The sequence below is a fragment of the Pseudomonas sp. GNP013 genome (genome assembly GCF_054343995.1).
The window spans coordinates 3,385,417-3,403,612 of sequence record NZ_JBTGUT010000001.1 but is presented as its reverse complement, the minus strand read 5'-3'; the positions used below and the strand labels follow the sequence as shown (position 1 = coordinate 3,403,612).

Annotated in this window: 18 protein-coding genes; 9 read left to right on the top strand and 9 right to left on the bottom strand. The window is 60.0% G+C overall.

Annotation, left to right across the window (positions count from 1 at the left end):
- Window positions 1–147: 147 nt before the first annotated feature.
- A complete protein-coding gene (locus ACXX81_RS14790) occupies window positions 148–1,617 on the bottom strand; it encodes a methyl-accepting chemotaxis protein (protein ID WP_458571949.1) in 1,470 nt (489 codons plus the stop codon).
- A 97-nt stretch (window positions 1,618–1,714) separates the two neighbouring features.
- On the bottom strand, window positions 1,715–2,521 hold the full coding sequence (locus ACXX81_RS14785; RefSeq protein WP_209980446.1) for a TatD family hydrolase: 807 nt from the start codon (window positions 2,519–2,521) through the stop codon (window positions 1,715–1,717).
- A gap of 236 nt (window positions 2,522–2,757) precedes the next feature.
- Between ACXX81_RS14785 and ACXX81_RS14780 the strand changes: the two genes are divergently transcribed.
- The 3 genes from ACXX81_RS14780 to ACXX81_RS14770 all read left to right on the top strand — a co-directional run bounded on the left by ACXX81_RS14780 (window position 2,758) and on the right by ACXX81_RS14770 (window position 5,286).
- Entirely contained in the window at window positions 2,758–4,179 is a 1,422-nt protein-coding gene (locus ACXX81_RS14780) for an MltF family protein (RefSeq protein ID WP_231423112.1), read from the top strand.
- A gap of 104 nt (window positions 4,180–4,283) precedes the next feature.
- Window positions 4,284–4,718: a DoxX family protein gene (locus ACXX81_RS14775; protein ID WP_458571948.1), complete on the top strand. Its 435-nt coding sequence runs from the start codon at window positions 4,284–4,286 to the stop codon at window positions 4,716–4,718.
- A 259-nt stretch (window positions 4,719–4,977) separates the two neighbouring features.
- Window positions 4,978–5,286, top strand: a complete 309-nt coding sequence (locus ACXX81_RS14770) for a class I SAM-dependent methyltransferase (protein ID WP_322213050.1) — start codon at window positions 4,978–4,980, stop codon at window positions 5,284–5,286.
- A 4-nt stretch (window positions 5,287–5,290) separates the two neighbouring features.
- On the opposite strand, the gene ACXX81_RS14765 is transcribed toward ACXX81_RS14770, so the two are convergent.
- The 3 genes from ACXX81_RS14765 to ACXX81_RS14755 are packed head-to-tail and all read right to left on the bottom strand — an operon-like array spanning window position 5,291 to window position 8,697.
- Window positions 5,291–7,033, bottom strand: coding sequence for a Gldg family protein (locus ACXX81_RS14765; RefSeq protein ID WP_458571947.1), 1,743 nt, complete (start codon window positions 7,031–7,033; stop codon window positions 5,291–5,293).
- A gap of 15 nt (window positions 7,034–7,048) precedes the next feature.
- The gene (locus ACXX81_RS14760) at window positions 7,049–7,774 is read right to left on the bottom strand and encodes an ABC transporter permease (RefSeq protein ID WP_458571946.1); all 726 of its coding nucleotides are present in this window, start codon (window positions 7,772–7,774) and stop codon (window positions 7,049–7,051) included.
- Window positions 7,771–8,697, bottom strand: a complete 927-nt coding sequence (locus ACXX81_RS14755; protein ID WP_209980459.1) for an ABC transporter ATP-binding protein — start codon at window positions 8,695–8,697, stop codon at window positions 7,771–7,773. Before ACXX81_RS14755 ends, ACXX81_RS14760 begins: the two co-directional genes overlap by 4 nt.
- Before the next feature lie 246 nt (window positions 8,698–8,943).
- Between ACXX81_RS14755 and ACXX81_RS14750 the strand changes: the two genes are divergently transcribed.
- Window positions 8,944–9,936, top strand: a complete 993-nt coding sequence (locus ACXX81_RS14750) for a hypothetical protein (RefSeq protein ID WP_458571945.1) — start codon at window positions 8,944–8,946, stop codon at window positions 9,934–9,936.
- A 127-nt stretch (window positions 9,937–10,063) separates the two neighbouring features.
- The gene (greB, locus tag ACXX81_RS14745) at window positions 10,064–10,537 is read left to right on the top strand and encodes a transcription elongation factor GreB (RefSeq protein ID WP_209980463.1); all 474 of its coding nucleotides are present in this window, start codon (window positions 10,064–10,066) and stop codon (window positions 10,535–10,537) included.
- Window positions 10,538–10,581: 44 nt separating this feature from the next.
- On the opposite strand, the gene ACXX81_RS14740 is transcribed toward greB, so the two are convergent.
- Together ACXX81_RS14740 and ACXX81_RS14735 are read right to left on the bottom strand one after the other, a co-directional pair.
- Window positions 10,582–13,092, bottom strand: a complete 2,511-nt coding sequence (locus ACXX81_RS14740) for an ABC transporter permease (RefSeq protein WP_458571944.1) — start codon at window positions 13,090–13,092, stop codon at window positions 10,582–10,584.
- Window positions 13,092–13,775: an ABC transporter ATP-binding protein gene (locus tag ACXX81_RS14735; protein WP_003233397.1), complete on the bottom strand. Its 684-nt coding sequence runs from the start codon at window positions 13,773–13,775 to the stop codon at window positions 13,092–13,094. Before ACXX81_RS14735 ends, ACXX81_RS14740 begins: the two co-directional genes overlap by 1 nt.
- A gap of 10 nt (window positions 13,776–13,785) precedes the next feature.
- Here ACXX81_RS14735 and ACXX81_RS14730 point away from each other — a divergent pair, with 10 nt between their 5' ends.
- The 3 genes from ACXX81_RS14730 to ACXX81_RS14720 all read left to right on the top strand — a co-directional run bounded on the left by ACXX81_RS14730 (window position 13,786) and on the right by ACXX81_RS14720 (window position 15,798).
- Window positions 13,786–14,391, top strand: coding sequence for an arylesterase (locus tag ACXX81_RS14730; protein ID WP_209980468.1), 606 nt, complete (start codon window positions 13,786–13,788; stop codon window positions 14,389–14,391).
- Between the two features lie 58 nt (window positions 14,392–14,449).
- The gene (locus ACXX81_RS14725; protein ID WP_209980471.1) at window positions 14,450–14,743 is read left to right on the top strand and encodes a hypothetical protein; all 294 of its coding nucleotides are present in this window, start codon (window positions 14,450–14,452) and stop codon (window positions 14,741–14,743) included.
- An 86-nt stretch (window positions 14,744–14,829) separates the two neighbouring features.
- Window positions 14,830–15,798, top strand: a complete 969-nt coding sequence (locus ACXX81_RS14720; RefSeq protein ID WP_231423108.1) for a L,D-transpeptidase family protein — start codon at window positions 14,830–14,832, stop codon at window positions 15,796–15,798.
- 111 nt (window positions 15,799–15,909) lie between these two features.
- On the opposite strand, the gene oprI is transcribed toward ACXX81_RS14720, so the two are convergent.
- Entirely contained in the window at window positions 15,910–16,161 is a 252-nt protein-coding gene (oprI, locus tag ACXX81_RS14715; RefSeq protein WP_003172710.1) for an outer membrane lipoprotei OprI, read from the bottom strand.
- A 609-nt stretch (window positions 16,162–16,770) separates the two neighbouring features.
- Here oprI and ACXX81_RS14710 point away from each other — a divergent pair.
- A complete protein-coding gene (locus ACXX81_RS14710) occupies window positions 16,771–17,052 on the top strand; it encodes a GNAT family N-acetyltransferase (protein WP_003233387.1) in 282 nt (93 codons plus the stop codon).
- A gap of 59 nt (window positions 17,053–17,111) precedes the next feature.
- Here ACXX81_RS14710 and ACXX81_RS14705 read toward each other — a convergent pair whose 3' ends face one another.
- Entirely contained in the window at window positions 17,112–18,188 is a 1,077-nt protein-coding gene (locus ACXX81_RS14705) for a 3-deoxy-7-phosphoheptulonate synthase (protein WP_231423107.1), read from the bottom strand.
- Window positions 18,189–18,196: the final 8 nt, after the last annotated feature.

Below are 18,196 nucleotides of genomic sequence, written 5' to 3'. Positions count from 1 at the left end.
CGGTCACTCAGAATGGATAACCTTGTTCAATAGCAAGCTGAGTCTGGATCATTCATGTATACGGATGGCCCGCTAAGAGCAGGATATTTAGTTCTACATTCAATTAATGGGCCCGGTTGTAGGAACCGGATTACGGGGTGAACAGCCCTACAGCTTCAGTTGCCCAATCGCCATGCTCAGCTCTCCCGCCAGCGTCGCCAGCTCACTGCTGGTCGTGGCCGAACCCACCGTCTGCCGTACGGTGTTTTCGGTCACATCGCGAATGCTCACCACTGCACGGTTCATTTCTTCGGCGACGTGGCTTTGCTGCTCGGCGGCGACGGCGATCTGGGTGTTGCTCTCGCGCATCTGCGCCACGGCGCGGGTGATGTCGGCCAGTGCGGCACCGGCTTCCTGGGCTTGCTGTACGCAGTCGTCGGCCTTGAACGAGCTTTCCTGCATGAAGTCCACCGCGTCGCGGGTGCCGGCTTGCAGGGCTGATACCATGCGGGTGATTTCGTCCGTGGAGCTTTGCACGCGTTTGGCCAGGTTGCGCACTTCGTCGGCGACCACGGCAAAGCCACGGCCCATTTCTCCGGCGCGGGCGGCTTCGATGGCGGCATTCAGCGCCAGCAGGTTGGTTTGTTCGGCGATGCTGTGAATGACGCCGACCACGCTGTTGATCTTGTGACTGTCTTCGGCAAGTTTCTGGATCATTTCGGCGGTCTGTTGTACGCCGGTGGACAGCCCTGCAATCGAATGCTGCACGCGGGTGACCACGGCCTGGCCGCTGCCGGCCAGGGTGTCGGCAGTCTGCGAGAGGTCGCGAGTGGCGCCGGCGTGCTGGGCGATATGGTGAACGGTGGCCGTCATTTCATTGATCGCGGTGGCGGCCTGGTCGGTTTCGCTTTGCTGACCGAGCATGCCGTGCTGCACTTCATTCATGCTGCTGGCCAGTCGCGCGGCGCCTTCGTCCAGTTGCCGAGCAGTCTGCGCGACGGTGTTCACCACCCGTTGATAGCCCGCCTGCATGGCGTTAAAGGCACTGGCCATCTGCCCGACTTCGTCCTTGCACGCCAGCGGCACACGGGCCGACAGGTCGCCGGTTTTCTCCACGTGCAACATGATGTCCTTGAGGGTGTTGAGCTGGCTGAGCAGGAAGCGGATCAACAGTTGCGAGGCGCCGAGCATGGCCAGCATCAGAATCGCCACGGCCGCCGCGTAGCGGGTGAAGCGTTCGCCCAGCACCTGACTCAGGCTGGGTGCATACGCCAAAATGGCTATGTGTTGGCCATTGGCGCGGTTGATCACTTCAGCGCCTGTCAGCGGATTTTCGCCGAACAACGGTTCGTGTTTCAGTTCGACCCAGCCGCTGGCGCCTTTCAAGGCTGACAGATCCTGTGGGATTTGATCGTCGGTAAACGTCAGCCATGACTCGCCGGAAGGCAGCGGCTTATCGGCAGGCCAGGCGCTGAGCAAGCGTCCTTGCGCCTGCGCCGAAGCCTGGGACGCTTGGGTGCGCGCCTGTTGCTCCAACTGCACGGCATACAGCACCAGCAGCAGGGTGGTGATGAAGGCGACCGCGTTGACCGCCCAGAATTTGTATTTCAGCGAGATATTGCTAAGCCAGGCACCCATGGAAGGTTTTCTCTGATAGCGGAAACAGCATTGGCAAGGTGCCATTATTGTGCCGCTACTCAGGAACGTCTTTGTTGATATGGGTCAATGCGCCGTATCACGCCACGACAGGTAATCCGAAAAAGGCGCGGGCGCAGGCGGTGCTGTGTCGGGCCAGGTCTTCGGCGCTTTCGTTGCGGTGCAGGGCGACTTCGCGCAGCACCTCTGGCAGATAGGCCGGTTCATTGCGCCCGTTTTTTGGCTTGGGGCGCAGGCTGCGCGGCAGCAGGTAGGGCGCGTCGCTTTCCAGCATCAGACGTCCACGGGGAATTTCCCTGACCAGCGGATGCAGGTGCGTCCCACGGCGTTCGTCGCAGATCCAGCCGGTGATGCCAATGTGCAAGTCGAGGTCCAGGTAGCTGAACAGCGCTGCCTGTTCGCCGGTGAAACAATGCACCACGGCCGCAGTCAGGTGATCACGGTAATCCTTGAGAATCTCCAGCAGGCGTACGTTGGCGTCGCGCTCGTGCAGGAACACTGGCAGTTTCAGCTCTATGGCCAGGGCCAGGTGTTCCTCGAGAACTTTTTCCTGCTGTGGGCGAGGGGAGAAGTCCCGGTTGAAGTCGAGCCCGCATTCTCCCACGGCGCGCACGCGTGGTTGGCCGAGCAACCCGCGCAAACGCTGGGCGCTGTCGCCGTTCCAGTCGTTGGCAGAGTGAGGGTGCAGGCCAGCGGTGCTGAACAGGCATTGTCCGCTTTCGTCGAGTTTCTCGCACAGGTCCAGCGCCTGTTCGCTGCCGTCGACGCTGGTGCCCGTCAGCACCAGTTGCTGCACGCCTGCGGCGTAGGCACGCTCGAGAACGGCCTGATGCTTCCCGTCGAAACTGGGGTTGGTCAGGTTGACGCCGATATCAATGAGTTGCATGGTGCTATCTCCGCCTTCGGCCGGAAAGCATATCAGAGCTGTAGATTTATAAGAAAATCTAAGAACTACAAAAGGTTATAGCTGTCTTTGAACGTCACTCGCGACATTGTGATAGGCCGGGCGCCTTTCATGCTGCCGCCATTGCGTGCAAAGCCTGCGCATAAAGCGCTCTGTTTCTGACCTCCAGCACCGCGTTTTTCGCACGGCCGCTGGCCAGTATTCTTTCCGGAGAGCGGATGATCCGACCCTCGGCAATGCTTGTGATGTGCCTGACGCTGCTGCTGCCCCTGGCGGCGGTGGCGCGTCTGGACGGGCCGGTGGAAGTGGTCAAGCCCGGCAAGGTGCGAGACCTCGCGCAAATTCGTTCCAGTCGCACCCTGCGCGTGCTGGTCAATCAGAGTCGTAACAGCTCCGGCGAGGTACAGGGGCAGGCCATTGGCGTCGAATATCATCGCCTGCGTGCCTTCGAGCAATACCTCAATGGCCACGCCCGTGATGGCCAGGAAATCAACCTCAAGATCATTCCCAAGGCCAAGGACCAACTGCTCGGCGCGCTGGCCCGTGGCGAAGGCGATCTGGTGGCGCCCGGCGAGCTGCTGGACATGAAGGCCGCACACAAGATCAGTACCAGCGACCCGATTGCCAGTGATGTGCCGTTGTGGCTGGTCGGGGTCAAGGGCGAACGACGCTTTACCCGGCTTGAGCAGTTGTCCGGCCGCACCTTGACGCTCACCACCGGCAGCGCTGCGGCGGACGCGATCAGCCAGGTCAACCAGAAGCTGGCCCTGCACAAGCAGGCGCCGATCAAGGTGGAATGGGTCGATCCGAGCCTGGCCGTGGAGGATGTACTGGAGATGGTTCAGGCCGGGATCTTCCACCTGACCATCGTGGAAAAACCGATTGCCGAACGCTGGTCGAAGATCCTGCCTCGGTTGCGTTTCGACAGGCAGGTGGTGATCAGTGAGCCCGGTGACGAGTACTGGTTCGTCCGTCAGGATGCATCCATGCTGCGCGCCAGCATTGACCGCTTTCTCAAGACCTACCGAACCCCGGCCGACCAGGACGTGGCGTTCCAGCGCATCTATCGTCGGCTCTACCAGGTGCGTAATCCACTGGCGCGTGCCGACCGCCAACGGCTGGAGAAACTGCGTCCGGTCCTGCAAAAGCATGCGCGCGAGCAAGGCATGGACTGGTTGAACCTTGCCGCGCTGGCGTTCAAGGAGTCGGCGCTGGATCCGGGCGCGCGCAACAGCGGTGGCCCTACCGGCCTGATGCAGATCACACCGTCGGCTGCGCAGCGGGTGGGCGTGAATAATATCGAGAGCCTGGATAGCAATGTGCAGGCGGGCGCGCGTTACCTGGCGATGATCCGCCGCAAGTTTTTCTCCAGCCCCAAGCTCAACGAGCGTGAGCGCATGGCCTTTGTGCTGGCGGCCTACAACATGGGCCCGGAGCGGGTGCAGGGCATGCGCACCGAGGCGAAACGCCGTGGACTAAACCCCAACCAGTGGTTTTTTCAGGTTGAACGCATTGCCATGGAGCAAGTGGGGATGGGCGGCGTGAGCTATGTGAATAGCGTCAACAAGTATTACCTGGCGTTCGATCGGGAGAGAGCGTCGCTGGAGCCGCGGACGCCGAAAGTCGCCTCGCGGAAATAATCGATTTTATAGATGTTGATAAAGCGTTTTTTCGACTTTTATCATTGGTTAATCTGATTAATATAGCGGCCAACCCTCTTCTACCCACAAAAGGATTCACATCCATGAGCCCATTGATCACACGCGTTCTGTCCACTCGCGCCGGCTACGGCCTGACGATTCTGCGCATCTTTGTCGGCGTCGTCTTCGCGGCACATGGTTCGCAGAAACTCTTCGGCTGGTTTGGCGGCGGTGGCCTGGCGGGTACCGCGCAGTTCATGGAAAGCGTCGGCCTGGCACCCGGCACGCTGATGGCCCTGCTGTCGGGCGGCACCGAGTTTTTTGGCGGCCTGGCGCTGATCATCGGCCTGCTGGCACGTCCTGCAGCCTTGGGCCTGAGCGTGCTGACGCTGGTGGCGATTTTCTCGGTGCACATCCATAACGGCCTGTTCATGGCCAACAACGGTTATGAGTTTGCCCTGGCCTTGCTTGGCGGCGCGTTGGCGGTGTTGCTGGAAGGAGCGGGCAGGCTGTCCGCTGACCGCGCCATCATCCGCTGAGGCCTGCTTTAGCCCTTTCAAAAGGCCCGCCACGTGCGGGCTTTTTCGTTGCTCGGGATTCTTGACACTGCCCCACCGGCTTCTCTAGGATGCTGCTCATGCGCCGATTTAAACAGCTAATTGCGGGGCGCCACGGGACTGAATGCAGTCCGACAGAACTTTGCGCTCGTCAGCAGGCAGGGTTCGAAATACCGCTAAAGCGCTGGTTCGGTGTTGCCTCTCACCTGCCCGCAGACTTTTGAGGCAGAGACACGACACAATGAATGCACTAAGCCCCCTGATACGCCTGGCTCCCATTACTGCGGACCTGACCCAGCGCAATCCGAAAATTCTCCTCGGCGGCAAGCATCAGCCAACACTCCTTCGTTACCTGGACGGCTGGCCGCGTCGCACGGGGCGGCCTTCGGCGTTCCTTATCCAGTTTGTGGAAGACGGCGATCCCCTCTCGCGTTTTGCGAACAACAGCTTTGACCTGGCGGTTATCCAGGCACCCAGTGCCGACGACGCCCCTGAAGTGATTCGCCAATTGACGCGTATTGCCCGGCAAGGGTTGATAGCGCGTCGTTGACTGATCAGTAAGCGGCGGCCGCGTGCGCTGAACGGCGTCGGCGCTGGCGCAGCGCGAGTACCCAGGCAATCAGGCATAGCGGCAACGGTATCGCCAGGACCATGAGCAATACCAACTCTCGCTTCAATCGCAGGACCTTCGCGTAGGCCTCGACTTTCAAAGCGTGCATTTCAATGGGCAGGCGCAGGCGTTCTTTATTGAGTGCCTGCAGTTGGACACTGGTGTCCACCGCTTGGGTGACAACACCCGTGTTGCGCGGACTCAGCTGTTGCCATGCCTGCTCCGTGCGCGCGAACCTTCGCTCGAGTTCGCCGGCATTCCGGGAATAGCTTTGTGCGGCGACCTCACGCATTTGCTCCAGCAGATGTGGCGTCGGGCTGTTCATTGCGCGGGGGCGAATGTTCGCAAGTGCAGCGGGTGCAGCCAGGTTGTCCAGCGTATTCAAGACAAACCGCACGTTGCTGTTGCCGGTTGAGCTGACGACGGTATCTGTAAGCATATCGGTGTCCGCGATCACTGTGACCTGGATCCGCGTCGCGTCCTGCAGGCCCGCGGGCAGGCCCTTGATGCCGTCGGGGAATGCCGAGTAGGCGGGCCCTTCGATGCGGGCAGCGATCACATGGGACTGCATGGGGGCATTCGCGTCATTGAGTGATTCCAGCGCAAGCGTTGCAGCGAAGCGCCTGGTATCCAGCATTATTGAGCGCCTGGAGCTCTGCAGCAGCGGTGTCAACGTCGTATGGCTTTTGCGGATAAGGGACAGTGCGCCGCTGCTCGACACCGTCACTGAGCTGAGATTCCAGCTGCTTATGTCATGGGTGTTCATGCCCTGGCGGAGCACGTTCAAGCGGGCGGCCTGTTGTACCGTGGTTGTTCCCGGGCCTGACAAGGTGGACGAGGCAAACACGTTATCGATCAGCATCTGCTCGCTCGGCATCTGGAGGCCCCAGGCCGCAAGGATTCCGTCCAGTGCGGAATCTGCCGGTGCCGGGCTCGGTGTCGTCTCGCTCAACGGATCGACAAAAATCATCAGCTTGCCGCCCCGCAGGACAAATTGTTCAATCGCGTAGAGCGCGCGCTCGGGCAGCAAACGGGGGTGCACCACCATCATCGTCTCGACGGAGGAGGGAATCTGGCCGGTAGTCGGCGACAACTCCACCAGCTTGAAATGCTTTTGCATCTGCTCCAGCAACTGTCCGGCAGCGGTTTGAAGTTTAAACCCTGACAGCACACCAACGGTCGGCGGCTCGGAACGCGTCAATGTGTGGATCAAATGGCCGATTTCATATTCAAGCAATGCTTCATGATCAGGGTTGAATGCACTGATACGCTGAGTGCCGATGCCTGCGCGGGCGCCTATGAGGCCGAGAAAACCGTGTTGGTCGTCAAGGCCGTACAGCGCGGCTTTGTAGGCGTCTTCCGAATAGGGCGCCGGGTCAATGATGTGCAGGTTGAGCATGCCTTTCGCCGCCTTTTCGTACTGCTTGAGCAGGTCCTCCACACGCTCGCCATAACGGTTCAATACCTGGCTTCTTCTCGGGTCATTTCTTGAGTTGAAATAATACAGGTCGAGCGGGCTTTCCAGTGTGGCGAGTAACTGCCGTGCGGGTAGCGATAAGGTGTGGACTTTTTGTTGAGAGGCGTCCCAGCGGATGTCGGGGATGTGTTTGATCCACACCAGGTTAAATGCCAGGAACAGCAATGATATGACGATTAGTGTCATACCCGGAAGAAGAGCGGATCGCATACGGTATTTCGCTTCTCAACGGCTTTTATAATTGAGCGTGACCGTAGATGCCGATAGAAAGGCAAGGATCATGCTAATGAAGAATAAACTGTCACTCAGTGTCAGTTTCCCATTATCAATAGTGTCAAAGCGTGAGAGCGGATCTAGGGAGATTAAACTGTCAATGACCCAAATCGGCATTTGATGGTCAAGCGCCTCAATGACCGAATACAGTCCGCTGACAGTGAGCAGTAAGCCTATGGTTAACAGGAAAATAACGACCTGTTGGCGGATCAACGTACAGATGAAACACGCTGCGGATAAATAACTTCCGGCCAGTAACCAGCTCGACAGAAATTGTGAGCGGATAACGCTGTTGTCCGCCTCGCCCAGGTGATTGGCGATGAGCACGATGGGCAGCATCAGCATCAGAACAATCGCGCAGACGAGCCAGGCGGCCAGGAATTTGCCGAACACACACTCGAATGGGGTAATGGGCAGGGTTTTTATCAGCGTGCGAAAGCCCACGTCGTGCTCATCCGACCATAGCTGGATCGATAACGCTGGAATCAGCAGCAGGTACAGCCAGGGATGAAACTGGAAAAAAGCCTGCAAGTCGCTGCTGTCCCGCTCAAGCCACTGACCCAACTGCAACCCCAGTCCCGCGCACAGCACCAAAAAAACCGCTGCACTCAGGTAAGTGCTGGGCGAGCACGCATACCGGGTGAGCTGATGCGTAAAAATAACCGGAAGCCGTTTCAAGGACGCACCTCCTGACTAAGGTTGTGAATGACATCATTCAGGCGACCCTGCTCCAGGCTTAGCGAGGTTATATTCCAGCCGCGGCTGACAATGAGGGCGTTGATATGGGGATAAATGGTTTGCCCCGGCAGGGCGAGAACGGTCACCGTACCGGGCGCATGGAGGTCCTCTTCGATGCCCGCAACACCGGGTAAAACGGCGAGCGCCAGTAAATCCAGCGGTGCTTGCGCAGCCAGGGTTACCGCATGGTGATGCCGGGAGTTGCGCTGCAACTCGGGCAGCGGCGTGTCAGCCACCAGTTGGCCGTCTGCCATAACCAGCGCGCGCGCGCAGAGGGTGGACAGTTCGTCGCAGCGGCGAGAGGCAATGATGATGGTCATCTCGTCGCTCAAGGATTTGATGAGCATTTTGAATGGGAGCAGTTGGTCTGGTGACATGCCCTCAGTCGGCTCGTCCAGCAGCAAAAGGCGAGGTGTGTGCAGGATGGCCTGGGCGATTGCGACCTTGCGCTTCCATTGCGTGGACAGTACGGCCAGGGGAGCGTCCATCACCGGGAATAATTCCAGGCGCGTGGCGGTATTATTTATCCGCTCGCGCTTTTCGGAGCCGCTGAACCCTCGAAGGGCAGCAATGAAGTTGAGGACGCTTTTGACTGACATACGGTGATGATTGAGGCCACCCTGGAGTTGATAGCCGAGGGCTTCCTGAGCTTGATACGGGTGGGTTTGAGTATTGAAACCTGCAACGCTGATTCGTCCGCCCGACAGATTCGATAAGCCGGCGATCAAATTCAACAGTGTCGTCTTTCCCGCACCGCTGCTCCCGAACAGGCCAATGCATTCCTGGCGTTGAGCGGAAAACGAGAGATTATGGATAAGTTTTCTTTTGCCCAAGTACTTTGTAATACCGTCTATCTCGAGCATTTTCTTACCGAGTATTTTTACAGAACCTAATGTAGGTAATGCCGTGCAGGCATCGTTCAGCGCCTGAAAAAGGGTACGTTTAAACCTGATGCTTGGGAACGTAGGGGTGGATCAATAAGATAAGTCCTACGCTCGGCTGCCTGGCTAACTGAAACAATAAATTGACGTTGGCTTGTCAATGGCCGGATGTCTGTCTGGTGTTTTATTTATATAAGGTTTGCTCTTTTTCAGTGAGGCCTGATTATCATGATGCTGTTACGTACGCTTGTTCTTGAACATGGCGATCAGGGAGCTCCGGTCAACGGTGCGCTCCTGTGTGGATTTGCCGTGGCGCAGATCCAATCCAACTTTCTGGTCTATAGCCTGGATGAGGAAGTGGAACCCGGTAATTCCAGAGTCTATATCGCAGCTTTACGTAAAAAAGCCGATCGTCACTTTCTGAGTGGCGTCGAGTCCAGTGAAGACCTGCAAGTGGCTATGCAGGCGTTCAAACAAATTCTGATGGCGGCAGCGGCTTCCTCTAGCAGGACGAGCTCTGCCGAGGCTGCGGTCCCGTATCATTTCATTGATATGAAAGGTTGCAAGTTGCCTCCCGCCAGGCCCGAGGATCATCACTCGATGATCATCAAGAAGGCTCTGGTGATGAAGGTCATTACCTTGGGCATCTCTGCACCCGTGTTGCCGGCGATCGAAAGTGCTACGTTGATCGTGCCGTCCATTCGCTTCTCGTCGCAAATGGTCTCGCCTCCCAGAATCTCCAAGCCGTCAAGGCAAGCAGCAGAGCAGGTGAGCGAGCCGGCTGTTAACGCGTCGTTGCAGGCTCCACTCGCAGTGGCGAAAGTTCCGACCCGGGTTGAGCCCACAGCGGTCACTCAATTTGAGCCAGATGAGTCGGCATCGCGCCACCCTGCGGCACAGACGGAACACGCCACGCTGGTTGAAGTGGACAATACGCTGACCAATCTGGCCAAGGTCGCTCAGGAGTTGGCGCAAAAGCAGCTTGCAGTTGTCGAACGAGAACAGATGCTTGAGCAGTGGGAAGCTCGATTGCAGCAGGCGCAGGCCGCCCATGATGAAAAAAGCCTTGACCTGGAGCAGCGCGAAACGCAATTGCACCAGCGAAATCTGCAGGTCGACCAGAAGGCCGGACGACTCTCGCAGGCGACAGCACAGGTGTCGGACATGCGACAGCACCTGCAGGATGTGCTCCTTGAGCTGGACCGGTCACTGGAGAGCTAGCCCGGGGTCAGGATGTTCCCTCACGTGTTTTCCACGGTTCATTTATCATCTGCCCTTGCCGGTCGATGCCAGGGCATGAAGCTGGGGCATATCGGCACCATTGGACATTGCCTGGGGATGCAAGGGTTTGAGCACCAAGCTGATTACCAAAGAAGGCCACGAAGCGCTGAAGAAAGAGCTGGATTACCTCTGGCGGGAAAAGCGCCCGGACACCACGCGCAAGGTGACCTGGGCTGCTTCCCTGGGGGATCGCAGCGAGAACGCGGATTACCAGTACAACAAGAAACTGCTGCGTGAGATTGACCGACGCGTGCGCTATTTGCGCAAACGTCTGGAAGACATGCGCGTGGTCGAGTACATGCCTGAACAGGAAGGGCGGGTATTTTTCGGCGCGTGGGTCGATATCGAGAACGAGCAGGGCGAGACCAAGCGCTTTCGTATCGTGGGCTATGACGAGATTTATGAGCGGATGGACTATATCTCCATCGACTCCCCCATGGCCCGTGCATTGTTGCGCAAGCAAGTCGATGACGAGGCTATAGTGCAAACCCCGGGCGGCGAAGTCTGCTGGTGGATTACCGCTATTGAATACGTGAAGTAGGCATGCATGGCCCGCCGTCTGTCCTGACGGCGGGCCATTGAGTTTCAGCCTTCGCGCAATACCGTCAACGGGCTGGCGTTCAGCGCCCGGCGGGTACCGAATACGCCGGCGCCGCCGATCAGAACCGCGCCAATCACCGGCAGCAGCAACAACCATGGGTGCGGTTGCCAGGCCAGGTCAAAAGCGTAGCGATACAGCACCCAGGTAACCAGTTCGGTGCCCAACGCTGCCAGCACCCCGCTGACCGCCCCCAGCAAACCGAACTCGATGCGCCGCGCCTTCACCAGCAACCTGCGTTCCGCCCCCAGCGCACGCAGCAACGCCCCCTGGCGAATTCGCTCATCGAGGGTGGCCTGCAAGCCGGAAAACAGCACGGCCATTCCCGCCGCCAACACAAACAGCAATACGTATTCGACGGCCAGGGTGACCTGGGCGAGGATGCTGCGCAGCTGTTCCAGCAGGGCTTCGACCTGCAGGATAGAGACGGCCGGGAAGGCCCGCGACAGGTCGACGACCTGCTGGTCGTGGCCGGGCGCCAGGTAGAAGCTGGTCAGGTAGGTAGCAGGCAGGTCCTTCAGCGTGCCAGGCTGGAAAATCATGAAGAAGTTGGGCTGGAAATTATCCCAGTTGATGGTGCGCAGGCTGGTAACCCGCGCTTCACGGTTTTCCCCGGCAATGGTAAACACCAGATGGTCATCGAGCTTGAGCTTCAGGCTTTCAGCGACTTTGGCTTCCACCGATACCCCCGGCACTTCATCCGTGGGTTGCGACGACCACCAGGCGCCTGCCGTCAGGGCATTGCCCGGCGGGAGGTCGGCAGCCCAGGTCAGACTAAGGTCACGCTGCACGGCGCGGTCGCCACTGGAATCCTTGCTGACAATATCCTGCACTGCCTCGCCATTGATGCTGATCAAGCGGCCGGGCACCACCGGATACAGTGGCGCCGAGTGCGCCTGCACCTCCATGAGGCGGGCGCTGAAGGCGTCCTTGTCGGCGGGCAGAATGTTCAACGCAAAATAATTGGGCGCGTCCTTGGGCAACTGGTTTTGCCAGGTGTCGAGCAGTTCGCCGCGCAACAGGGCGATCAAACCCATGGACAGCAGGATCAACCCGAACGCCAGCGACTGGCCCGCCGCCGCCAGCGGGTGGCGCAACAATTGGCCCAGGCCCAGGCGCCAGGGCAGGGAGGCGCGGGCCAGCAGGCGACGCAGGCTTTGCAGTAACAGCAGGAGCAGACCGCCGAGGATCAGCGCAGCGACGACACCGCCGCCGAGCAGGGCGAAGGTGAGTACCAGGTCCAGGCTCAGGCGCCACATGATCAGGCCAAGGGCAAACAGGGCGGCGCCGTACACCATCCAGGTGCTGGAAGGAATCGGCAGCAGGTCGCGCCGCAATACCCGCAGCGGTGGCACGCGGCCCAGCGCCGCCAGGGGAGGCAGGGCGAAGCCGGCGAGGGCGACCAGCCCGGTGCCGATACCGGCCACGGCCGGCAGCAGCCCGCCGGGCGGCACATCGGCCGGCAGCAGGTCGTGCAGGAAGTAGAACAGGCCAAACTGCGCCAACCAGCCCAGCAAGGCGCCGGTCAGGCTGGCCAATAGGCCCAGTACGCTCAGTTGCAGGCTGAACAGCAACATCGCTTCGCGACGTGACAGCCCGAGACAGCGCAGCAGCGCGCTGGCATCGAAACGGCGACTGGCAAAGCGGTTGGCCGACAGCGCCACCGCCACGCCTGCCAGCAGTACCGCGACCAGGCTGGCCATGTTCAGGTAGCGCTCGGCCTTGCCCAGGGCGCCGCCGATCTGCTGGTTACCGTCCCGTGAATCCTGCAGGCGCTGGTTGGCCGCAAGGCCCGGCTTGATCAGGTCGCGGTAGGTTTGCAGCGCCGTGCTACCTTGCGATGCGCGCCACAGTTCGCGGTAGCTCACGCGGCTGCCGGGCTGCACCACGCCCGTGGCGTCCAGATCGGCCAGGTTGATCATGACTCGCGGCGTGAGGCTGTAGAAATTGCCGGCGCGGTCCGGCTCGTAGGTCAGGATGCGGCTCAGGCGCAGGGTTTTCATGCCCACGTCGATGCTGTCGCCTACTTTCAGGTCCAGCGCGGTCAGCAGTCGCGCCTCCACCCAGGCTTCACCAGGCTTCGGTTCGCCGCCGGAGGTTTCATCACCGAAGGGCACCGCAGCGCTTTTGAGTTGGCCGCGCAACGGGTACTGCTCGTTGACCGCCTTGATGCTGGAGAGCTGGATACCGTTGTCGGTGGCGATGACGCTGGAGAACTCCACGATTCGCGCGTGATCCAGGCCCAGCTCGGTGCCGGAACGGATTTGCTCCTCGCGGGCGGGTGAGCTGCCCTCTAGCACCAGATCGGCGCCGAGGAACTCGGTGGCACGCAGCAGCATCGCGCCATTCAGGCGTGCGCCGAAGTAGCCGATGGCGGTACTCGCCGCCACGGCCACCAGCAGGGCGAAGAACAACACGCGCAATTCACCGGCGCGGGCATCGCGCAGTAATTGACGCATGGCAAGGCTGAACAGACGCAACAGCGGCAAACGTGCCATCAAGGCTCCAGGGGCGCGACCATCAGGCCGGCTTCAAGGCGGATCAGGCGCCGGCAACGGTGCGCCAGGCGTTCGTCATGGGTGACCAGCACCAGGGTCGTGCCGCTCTCTTTATTGAGTTCGAACAGCAGGTCGCTGATGCGCTCGCCGGTGTGGCTGTCGAGGTTGCCGGTGGGCTCGTCGGCAAACAGCACGTCTGGTTCGGCGGCGAATGCGCGGGCAATCGCCACGCGTTGCTGCTCGCCACCGGACAACTGGCGCGGCGAGTGAGTCAGTCGCTGGCCCAGGCCGACCCGCTCGAGCAAATGCCTGGCGCGCTCGCGGGCGTCCTTGCGGCCGTCCAGCTCCAGCGGCAGCATGACGTTTTCCAGCGCATTGAGGCTGTCGAGCAATTGGAATGACTGGAATACGAAGCCCACGTGCTCGGCGCGGATGCGCGCGCGCTGGTCTTCGTCGAGTGTGCTCAGGGCTTGCCCGGCGAGGGTGACTTCGCCACTGCTGGGCAGGTCGAGGCCGGCCAGCAGACCGAGCAGGGTGGATTTGCCGGAACCGGAGCTGCCGACGATAGCCAGGCTATCGCCCTTGTTCAGTTCCAGGCTCAGTTCGTGCAGGATAGTCAGATCACCTTCCGCGCTGGGAACCACTTTGCTGAGGTTCCGCGCGGTGAGAATGCTTGCGCCCATGGAGAATCCGATGCGAATGTGGTTTTTGAGTGCTGGCCTGGCCTTGATGTGCATGGCCCAGAACGCAGCGGCGGGTACAGTCCTGATCGTTGGCGATAGTATCAGTGCCGGTTTCGGGCTGGATACCCGCAAAGGGTGGGTGGCCCTGCTCGAGCAGCGGCTCAAGCAGGAGGGTTTCGACGATAAAGTGGTCAACGCCTCGATCAGTGGCGACACCAGTGCCGGAGGCCTGGCGCGGCTGCCGGCGGCGCTTGCAGAGCATAAGCCGGACGTGGTGGTGATCGAGCTTGGTGGCAACGATGGCCTGCGCGGGCAGCCGCCAGCGCAATTGAAACAAAATCTTGCGTCGATGATTGACCAGTCCAGGGCCGGCGGTGCGAAAGTGCTGCTGCTGGGCATGCAGTTGCCGCCCAATTACGGCCCGCGATACACCACGGCGTTTGCCGAAGTCTATGGCACGCTGGCCAAGGAAAAAGACATCCCGCTGGTGCCGTTTTTCCTTGAAGGCGTGGGCGGGCATCCCGAGCTGATGCAGGCGGACCAACTGCACCCGGCGGTCGGCGCCCAGGGCAAGTTGCTGGAAAATGTCTGGCCGACGCTAAAACCGCTGCTTTGACGCTTTTCTACCGGCAGGCTTTCGGCTAAGGTGGCGCCCCCCCGATCTGGAGCCCCCGATGTCGCGTCCTGCCTGGTCCCTGTTTAATTACCAACTGATCGAGCCGGACGAGCAGTTGGACCTGTTCGCCTGCCAGGAAGTGCGGGTGCATCTGGTGGCGCGTCAACTGGAACTGGGCGGCTCGATCGATCGCACGCTGTGCGGCACGCTGCTGCCTGCCCAGCCGCGCTGGTCGGCGGTGGATCGGATGGTTTTCCAGGACCAGCGCCTGTGCCCCTTGTGCCGGGCGATCCTCGAATCGCAGAAGCGCGGCACGCCGCCGATCTGGCCCGAGCTGCGTTTTGAGTTGTAGGCGCTGCCACAGGCTTGCAGCTAGGCGCCCGCTTCACGTATACAATCGAACTTTACCTCCCCGTCGTTCTGCGAAGGATTTTCCGGATGTTGTCGCGCCTCTCCGTCGTCACCTGCTGCCTGTCTCTTGCTGCCCTCTGCGCGGCCGGTTCCGCAGCGGCGTTGCAGTTGCCCTTGCCGCCGCCGGGCGAAGACATTGTCGGCCAGGTCCAGGTGATCAAGGCCAAGTATGAAGACACCTTCGCCGACCTGGGCACCACCTACGACCTGGGTTACTCGGAGATGGTCGCCGCCAACCCGGGGGTGGATGCGTGGTTGCCGGGAGCGGGCACCGAAATCGTGCTGCCGACCCGCTTCATCCTGCCGCCGGGCCCGCGCGAAGGCATTGTGATCAACCTGGCTGAGTACCGTCTCTACTATTTCCCCAAGGGCCAGAACGTGGTCTACACCTTCCCGCTGGGGATTGGACGTGAAGGCTGGGGCTCACCGATTGCTCACACCAGCATCATCGCCAAGACGCCGAACCCGACCTGGACGCCGCCCGCGTCGATCAAGGCCGAGCACGCCGCCAACGGTGATCCGTTGCCCAACGTGGTGCCTGCGGGGCCGGACAACCCTTTGGGGCCGTTCAAGTTCACCCTCGGCACACCGGGTTACCTGATCCACGGGTCCAACATGAAGTTCGGCATCGGCACCCGCACCAGCCACGGTTGCTTCCGCATGTTCAATAACAATGTGCTGGAAATGGCGGACATGGTGCCGGTGGGCACTTCAGTGCGCATCATCAATGATGCCTACAAGTTCGGCAGCAGCGGCGGCAAGGTCTATCTCGAGGCGCATACGCCGCTGAACGACGACGGCACGCCATCGGTGGTCGACAAGCACACGGCGGTGATCAATGCCCTGCTCAAGCGCGAAGACCTGGCCAACACGTTGCGGGTGAACTGGGATCAGGTGCGTGACGTGGTTGCCGCAGAGGATGGCCTGCCGACTGAAATCGGTGTACCGGGTGGGGCGCCGATGGCGTCGAGTACGCCGATCGATCTGCAGCAATAAAAAAACCTGTGGGAGGGGACCGGTGCAAGTCCGGAACCTTACACAGGAAATCCGGGCAATAAAAAAGCCGATCCAAACAGGGATCGGCTTGATAACAACCCCGAAGGATTATTACTTGCGGCTTGCTTTTTCAAGCATGCGCAGAGCGCGCTCGTTAGCTTCGTCAGCAGTCTGTTGTGCTTTTTGAGCAGCAGCCAGCGCTTCATCAGCTTTACGGTAGGCTTCGTCTGCACGAGCCTGGGAGCGAGCTGCTGCGTCTTCAGTTGCAGTCAGACGAGCTTCGGTTTCTTTGGAGACGCTGCTGCAACCGGTAGCCAGAACTGCGGCCAGAGCCAGAGCAGAGAATTTCAGAACGTTGTTCATCGTGTTCCCCTTCAAGGACTTTCTATTAAATGACTATTGTCTCAGAGTGAGCTAATAGCCGGCGTACATACTACCCATTACTTGTAGTAAGTAAACTGACGTTGCGCAAGAAGCAGAAAAAATTCTTGCGCGGAATCTGTGCTGGCTGGTCGTATGGCGGTTCGTATAACAAACGTCCGCTGCCTTACAGTCTGCCTAACATTGGATCCAGCCTGAAAGGGCCGGCCCGCATGCTTCAAACCGTGTATGTAGATGAAATTTTATATATCCAGCTCGGTACTTTCGTGCCGTGTGCCTTTACCGCCGGCGGCATCTTTCACGCCTCTAGAGGTGACTTTAAGAGCGGCAGTTCGTCTTAAGGTTCAACTGCCGGCGTTGTTCAGGCTTTCGGTCACAGGTATCGAAGCCCAGTCTATATCCGCCCATGGCAGGGAATGACGAGTGCACCTTGAGCAATGGCAGGTTTGGTGCCTACTATTTCCACGTGCAGGGTGTGAGCGCCAGAGGTTTTCTCGTTGTCGAAACCGGCACGGGGTGGCGTAGATGTTTCTTCGCCGGAAAAACATCGGTAAGGTAGGGGTCAGAATCAAAGACCCGCGAGGAGTAGTGATGAGCGAGGCGTTGTCCATCCACCATGACCAGGCTGGTCATCAGTTCGAGACCAATGTGGACGGTCATCGTGCCTACCTGACCTACATGGACCTCGGGAAGCAGACCCTGGATATCTATCGCACCTTCGTGCCCAACGCGCTGCGCGGTCGTGGCATCGCCGCGGCGTTGACCGAAGAGGCGTTGAAGTTCGCCGAAGAGTCCGGCTATACAGTCATTCCGTCTTGCTCCTATGTGGAGCGCTACATGGAGCGTCACCAGCGCCATGCCGCCAAGCTCTGAGCGAGCCGCCATAAAAAACGCCGGGTAAACCCCGGCGTTTTTGTGTGCGCAGTTCAGCTTCAGGTGCGTTTGCGCTTGGGCAATACATCCTTGAGCTTGGCATGCATGCTGCGCAGAGTGGTCTCGGTGGCAGACCAGTCGATGCAGGCGTCGGTGATCGACACGCCGTATTGCAGGTCGGCCAGATTTTTTGGAATCGCCTGGCAACCCCAGTTCAGATGGCTTTCGACCATCAGGCCGATGATCGACTGATTGCCTTCGAGGATCTGGTTGGCGACGTTCTCCATCACCAATGGTTGCAGGGCCGGGTCCTTGTTGGAGTTGGCGTGGCTGCAATCGACCATGATGTTCGGCTTGATGCTGGCCTTGTTCAGCGCCTGCTCGCACAGGGCAACGCTGACCGAATCATAGTTGGGCTTGCCGTTGCCGCCGCGCAGCACCACATGGCCGTAGGCATTGCCCTTGGTGGTGACGATGGACACGCCACCTTCCTGGTTGATGCCCAGGAAACGGTGCGGGCTGGACACCGACTGCAGCGCGTTGATCGCCACGGTCAGACCGCCGTCGGTGCCGTTCTTGAAGCCCACGGCCGAGGACAGGCCGGACGCCATTTCCCGGTGGGTCTGGGATTCGGTGGTACGCGCGCCAATGGCCGACCAGCTGATCAGGTCCTGCAGGTACTGCGGGGAGATCGGGTCGAGCGCTTCGGTCGCGGTCGGCAGGCCCATTTCGGCCAGGTCCAGCAGCAACTTGCGACCGATGTGCAAGCCGTCCTGGATCTTGAACGAGTCGTCCAGGTACGGGTCGTTGATCAAGCCTTTCCAGCCGACGGTGGTACGCGGCTTCTCGAAATACACGCGCATGACCAGGTACAGGGTGTCGGACACTTCCGCCGCCAGTACCTTGAGACGCTCGGCGTATTCGTGGGCAGCCTTGAGGTCGTGGATCGAGCAGGGGCCGATCACCACGAAGAGGCGGTGGTCGGTGCCGTCGAGAATGTCACGGATGACTTCGCGACCCTTGGTGACGGTCTGCAGGGCAGCGTCGCTCAGGGGGATTTCGCGCTTGAGCTGATCGGGCGTGATCAGGGTCTCGTTGGATTCGACGTTCAGGTCGTTGATCGGTAAATCAGCCATCGTGTTAC

Excerpts from the sequence above, each read along its gene's own strand:
- ACXX81_RS14755 (WP_209980459.1), bottom strand. The coding sequence starts at position 8,697 with ATGCTCGAGATAGACGGTATTACAAAGTACTTGGGCAAAAGAAAACTT.
- ACXX81_RS14735 (WP_003233397.1), bottom strand. The coding sequence starts at position 13,775 with ATGGGCGCAAGCATTCTCACCGCGCGGAACCTCAGCAAAGTGGTTCCC.
- ACXX81_RS14720 (WP_231423108.1), top strand. The coding sequence starts at position 14,830 with ATGTTGTCGCGCCTCTCCGTCGTCACCTGCTGCCTGTCTCTTGCTGCC.
- oprI (WP_003172710.1), bottom strand. The coding sequence starts at position 16,161 with ATGAACAACGTTCTGAAATTCTCTGCTCTGGCTCTGGCCGCAGTTCTG.
- ACXX81_RS14770 (WP_322213050.1), top strand. The coding sequence starts at position 4,978 with ATGAATGCACTAAGCCCCCTGATACGCCTGGCTCCCATTACTGCGGAC.
- ACXX81_RS14785 (WP_209980446.1), bottom strand. The coding sequence starts at position 2,521 with ATGCAACTCATTGATATCGGCGTCAACCTGACCAACCCCAGTTTCGAC.
- ACXX81_RS14775 (WP_458571948.1), top strand. The coding sequence starts at position 4,284 with ATGAGCCCATTGATCACACGCGTTCTGTCCACTCGCGCCGGCTACGGC.
- ACXX81_RS14765 (WP_458571947.1), bottom strand. The coding sequence starts at position 7,033 with ATGCGATCCGCTCTTCTTCCGGGTATGACACTAATCGTCATATCATTG.
- ACXX81_RS14750 (WP_458571945.1), top strand. The coding sequence starts at position 8,944 with ATGATGCTGTTACGTACGCTTGTTCTTGAACATGGCGATCAGGGAGCT.
- ACXX81_RS14705 (WP_231423107.1), bottom strand. The coding sequence starts at position 18,188 with ATGGCTGATTTACCGATCAACGACCTGAACGTCGAATCCAACGAGACC.
- ACXX81_RS14790 (WP_458571949.1), bottom strand. The coding sequence starts at position 1,617 with ATGGGTGCCTGGCTTAGCAATATCTCGCTGAAATACAAATTCTGGGCG.
- ACXX81_RS14780 (WP_231423112.1), top strand. The coding sequence starts at position 2,758 with ATGATCCGACCCTCGGCAATGCTTGTGATGTGCCTGACGCTGCTGCTG.
- ACXX81_RS14740 (WP_458571944.1), bottom strand. The coding sequence starts at position 13,092 with ATGGCACGTTTGCCGCTGTTGCGTCTGTTCAGCCTTGCCATGCGTCAA.
- ACXX81_RS14730 (WP_209980468.1), top strand. The coding sequence starts at position 13,786 with ATGCGAATGTGGTTTTTGAGTGCTGGCCTGGCCTTGATGTGCATGGCC.
- ACXX81_RS14725 (WP_209980471.1), top strand. The coding sequence starts at position 14,450 with ATGTCGCGTCCTGCCTGGTCCCTGTTTAATTACCAACTGATCGAGCCG.
- ACXX81_RS14710 (WP_003233387.1), top strand. The coding sequence starts at position 16,771 with ATGAGCGAGGCGTTGTCCATCCACCATGACCAGGCTGGTCATCAGTTC.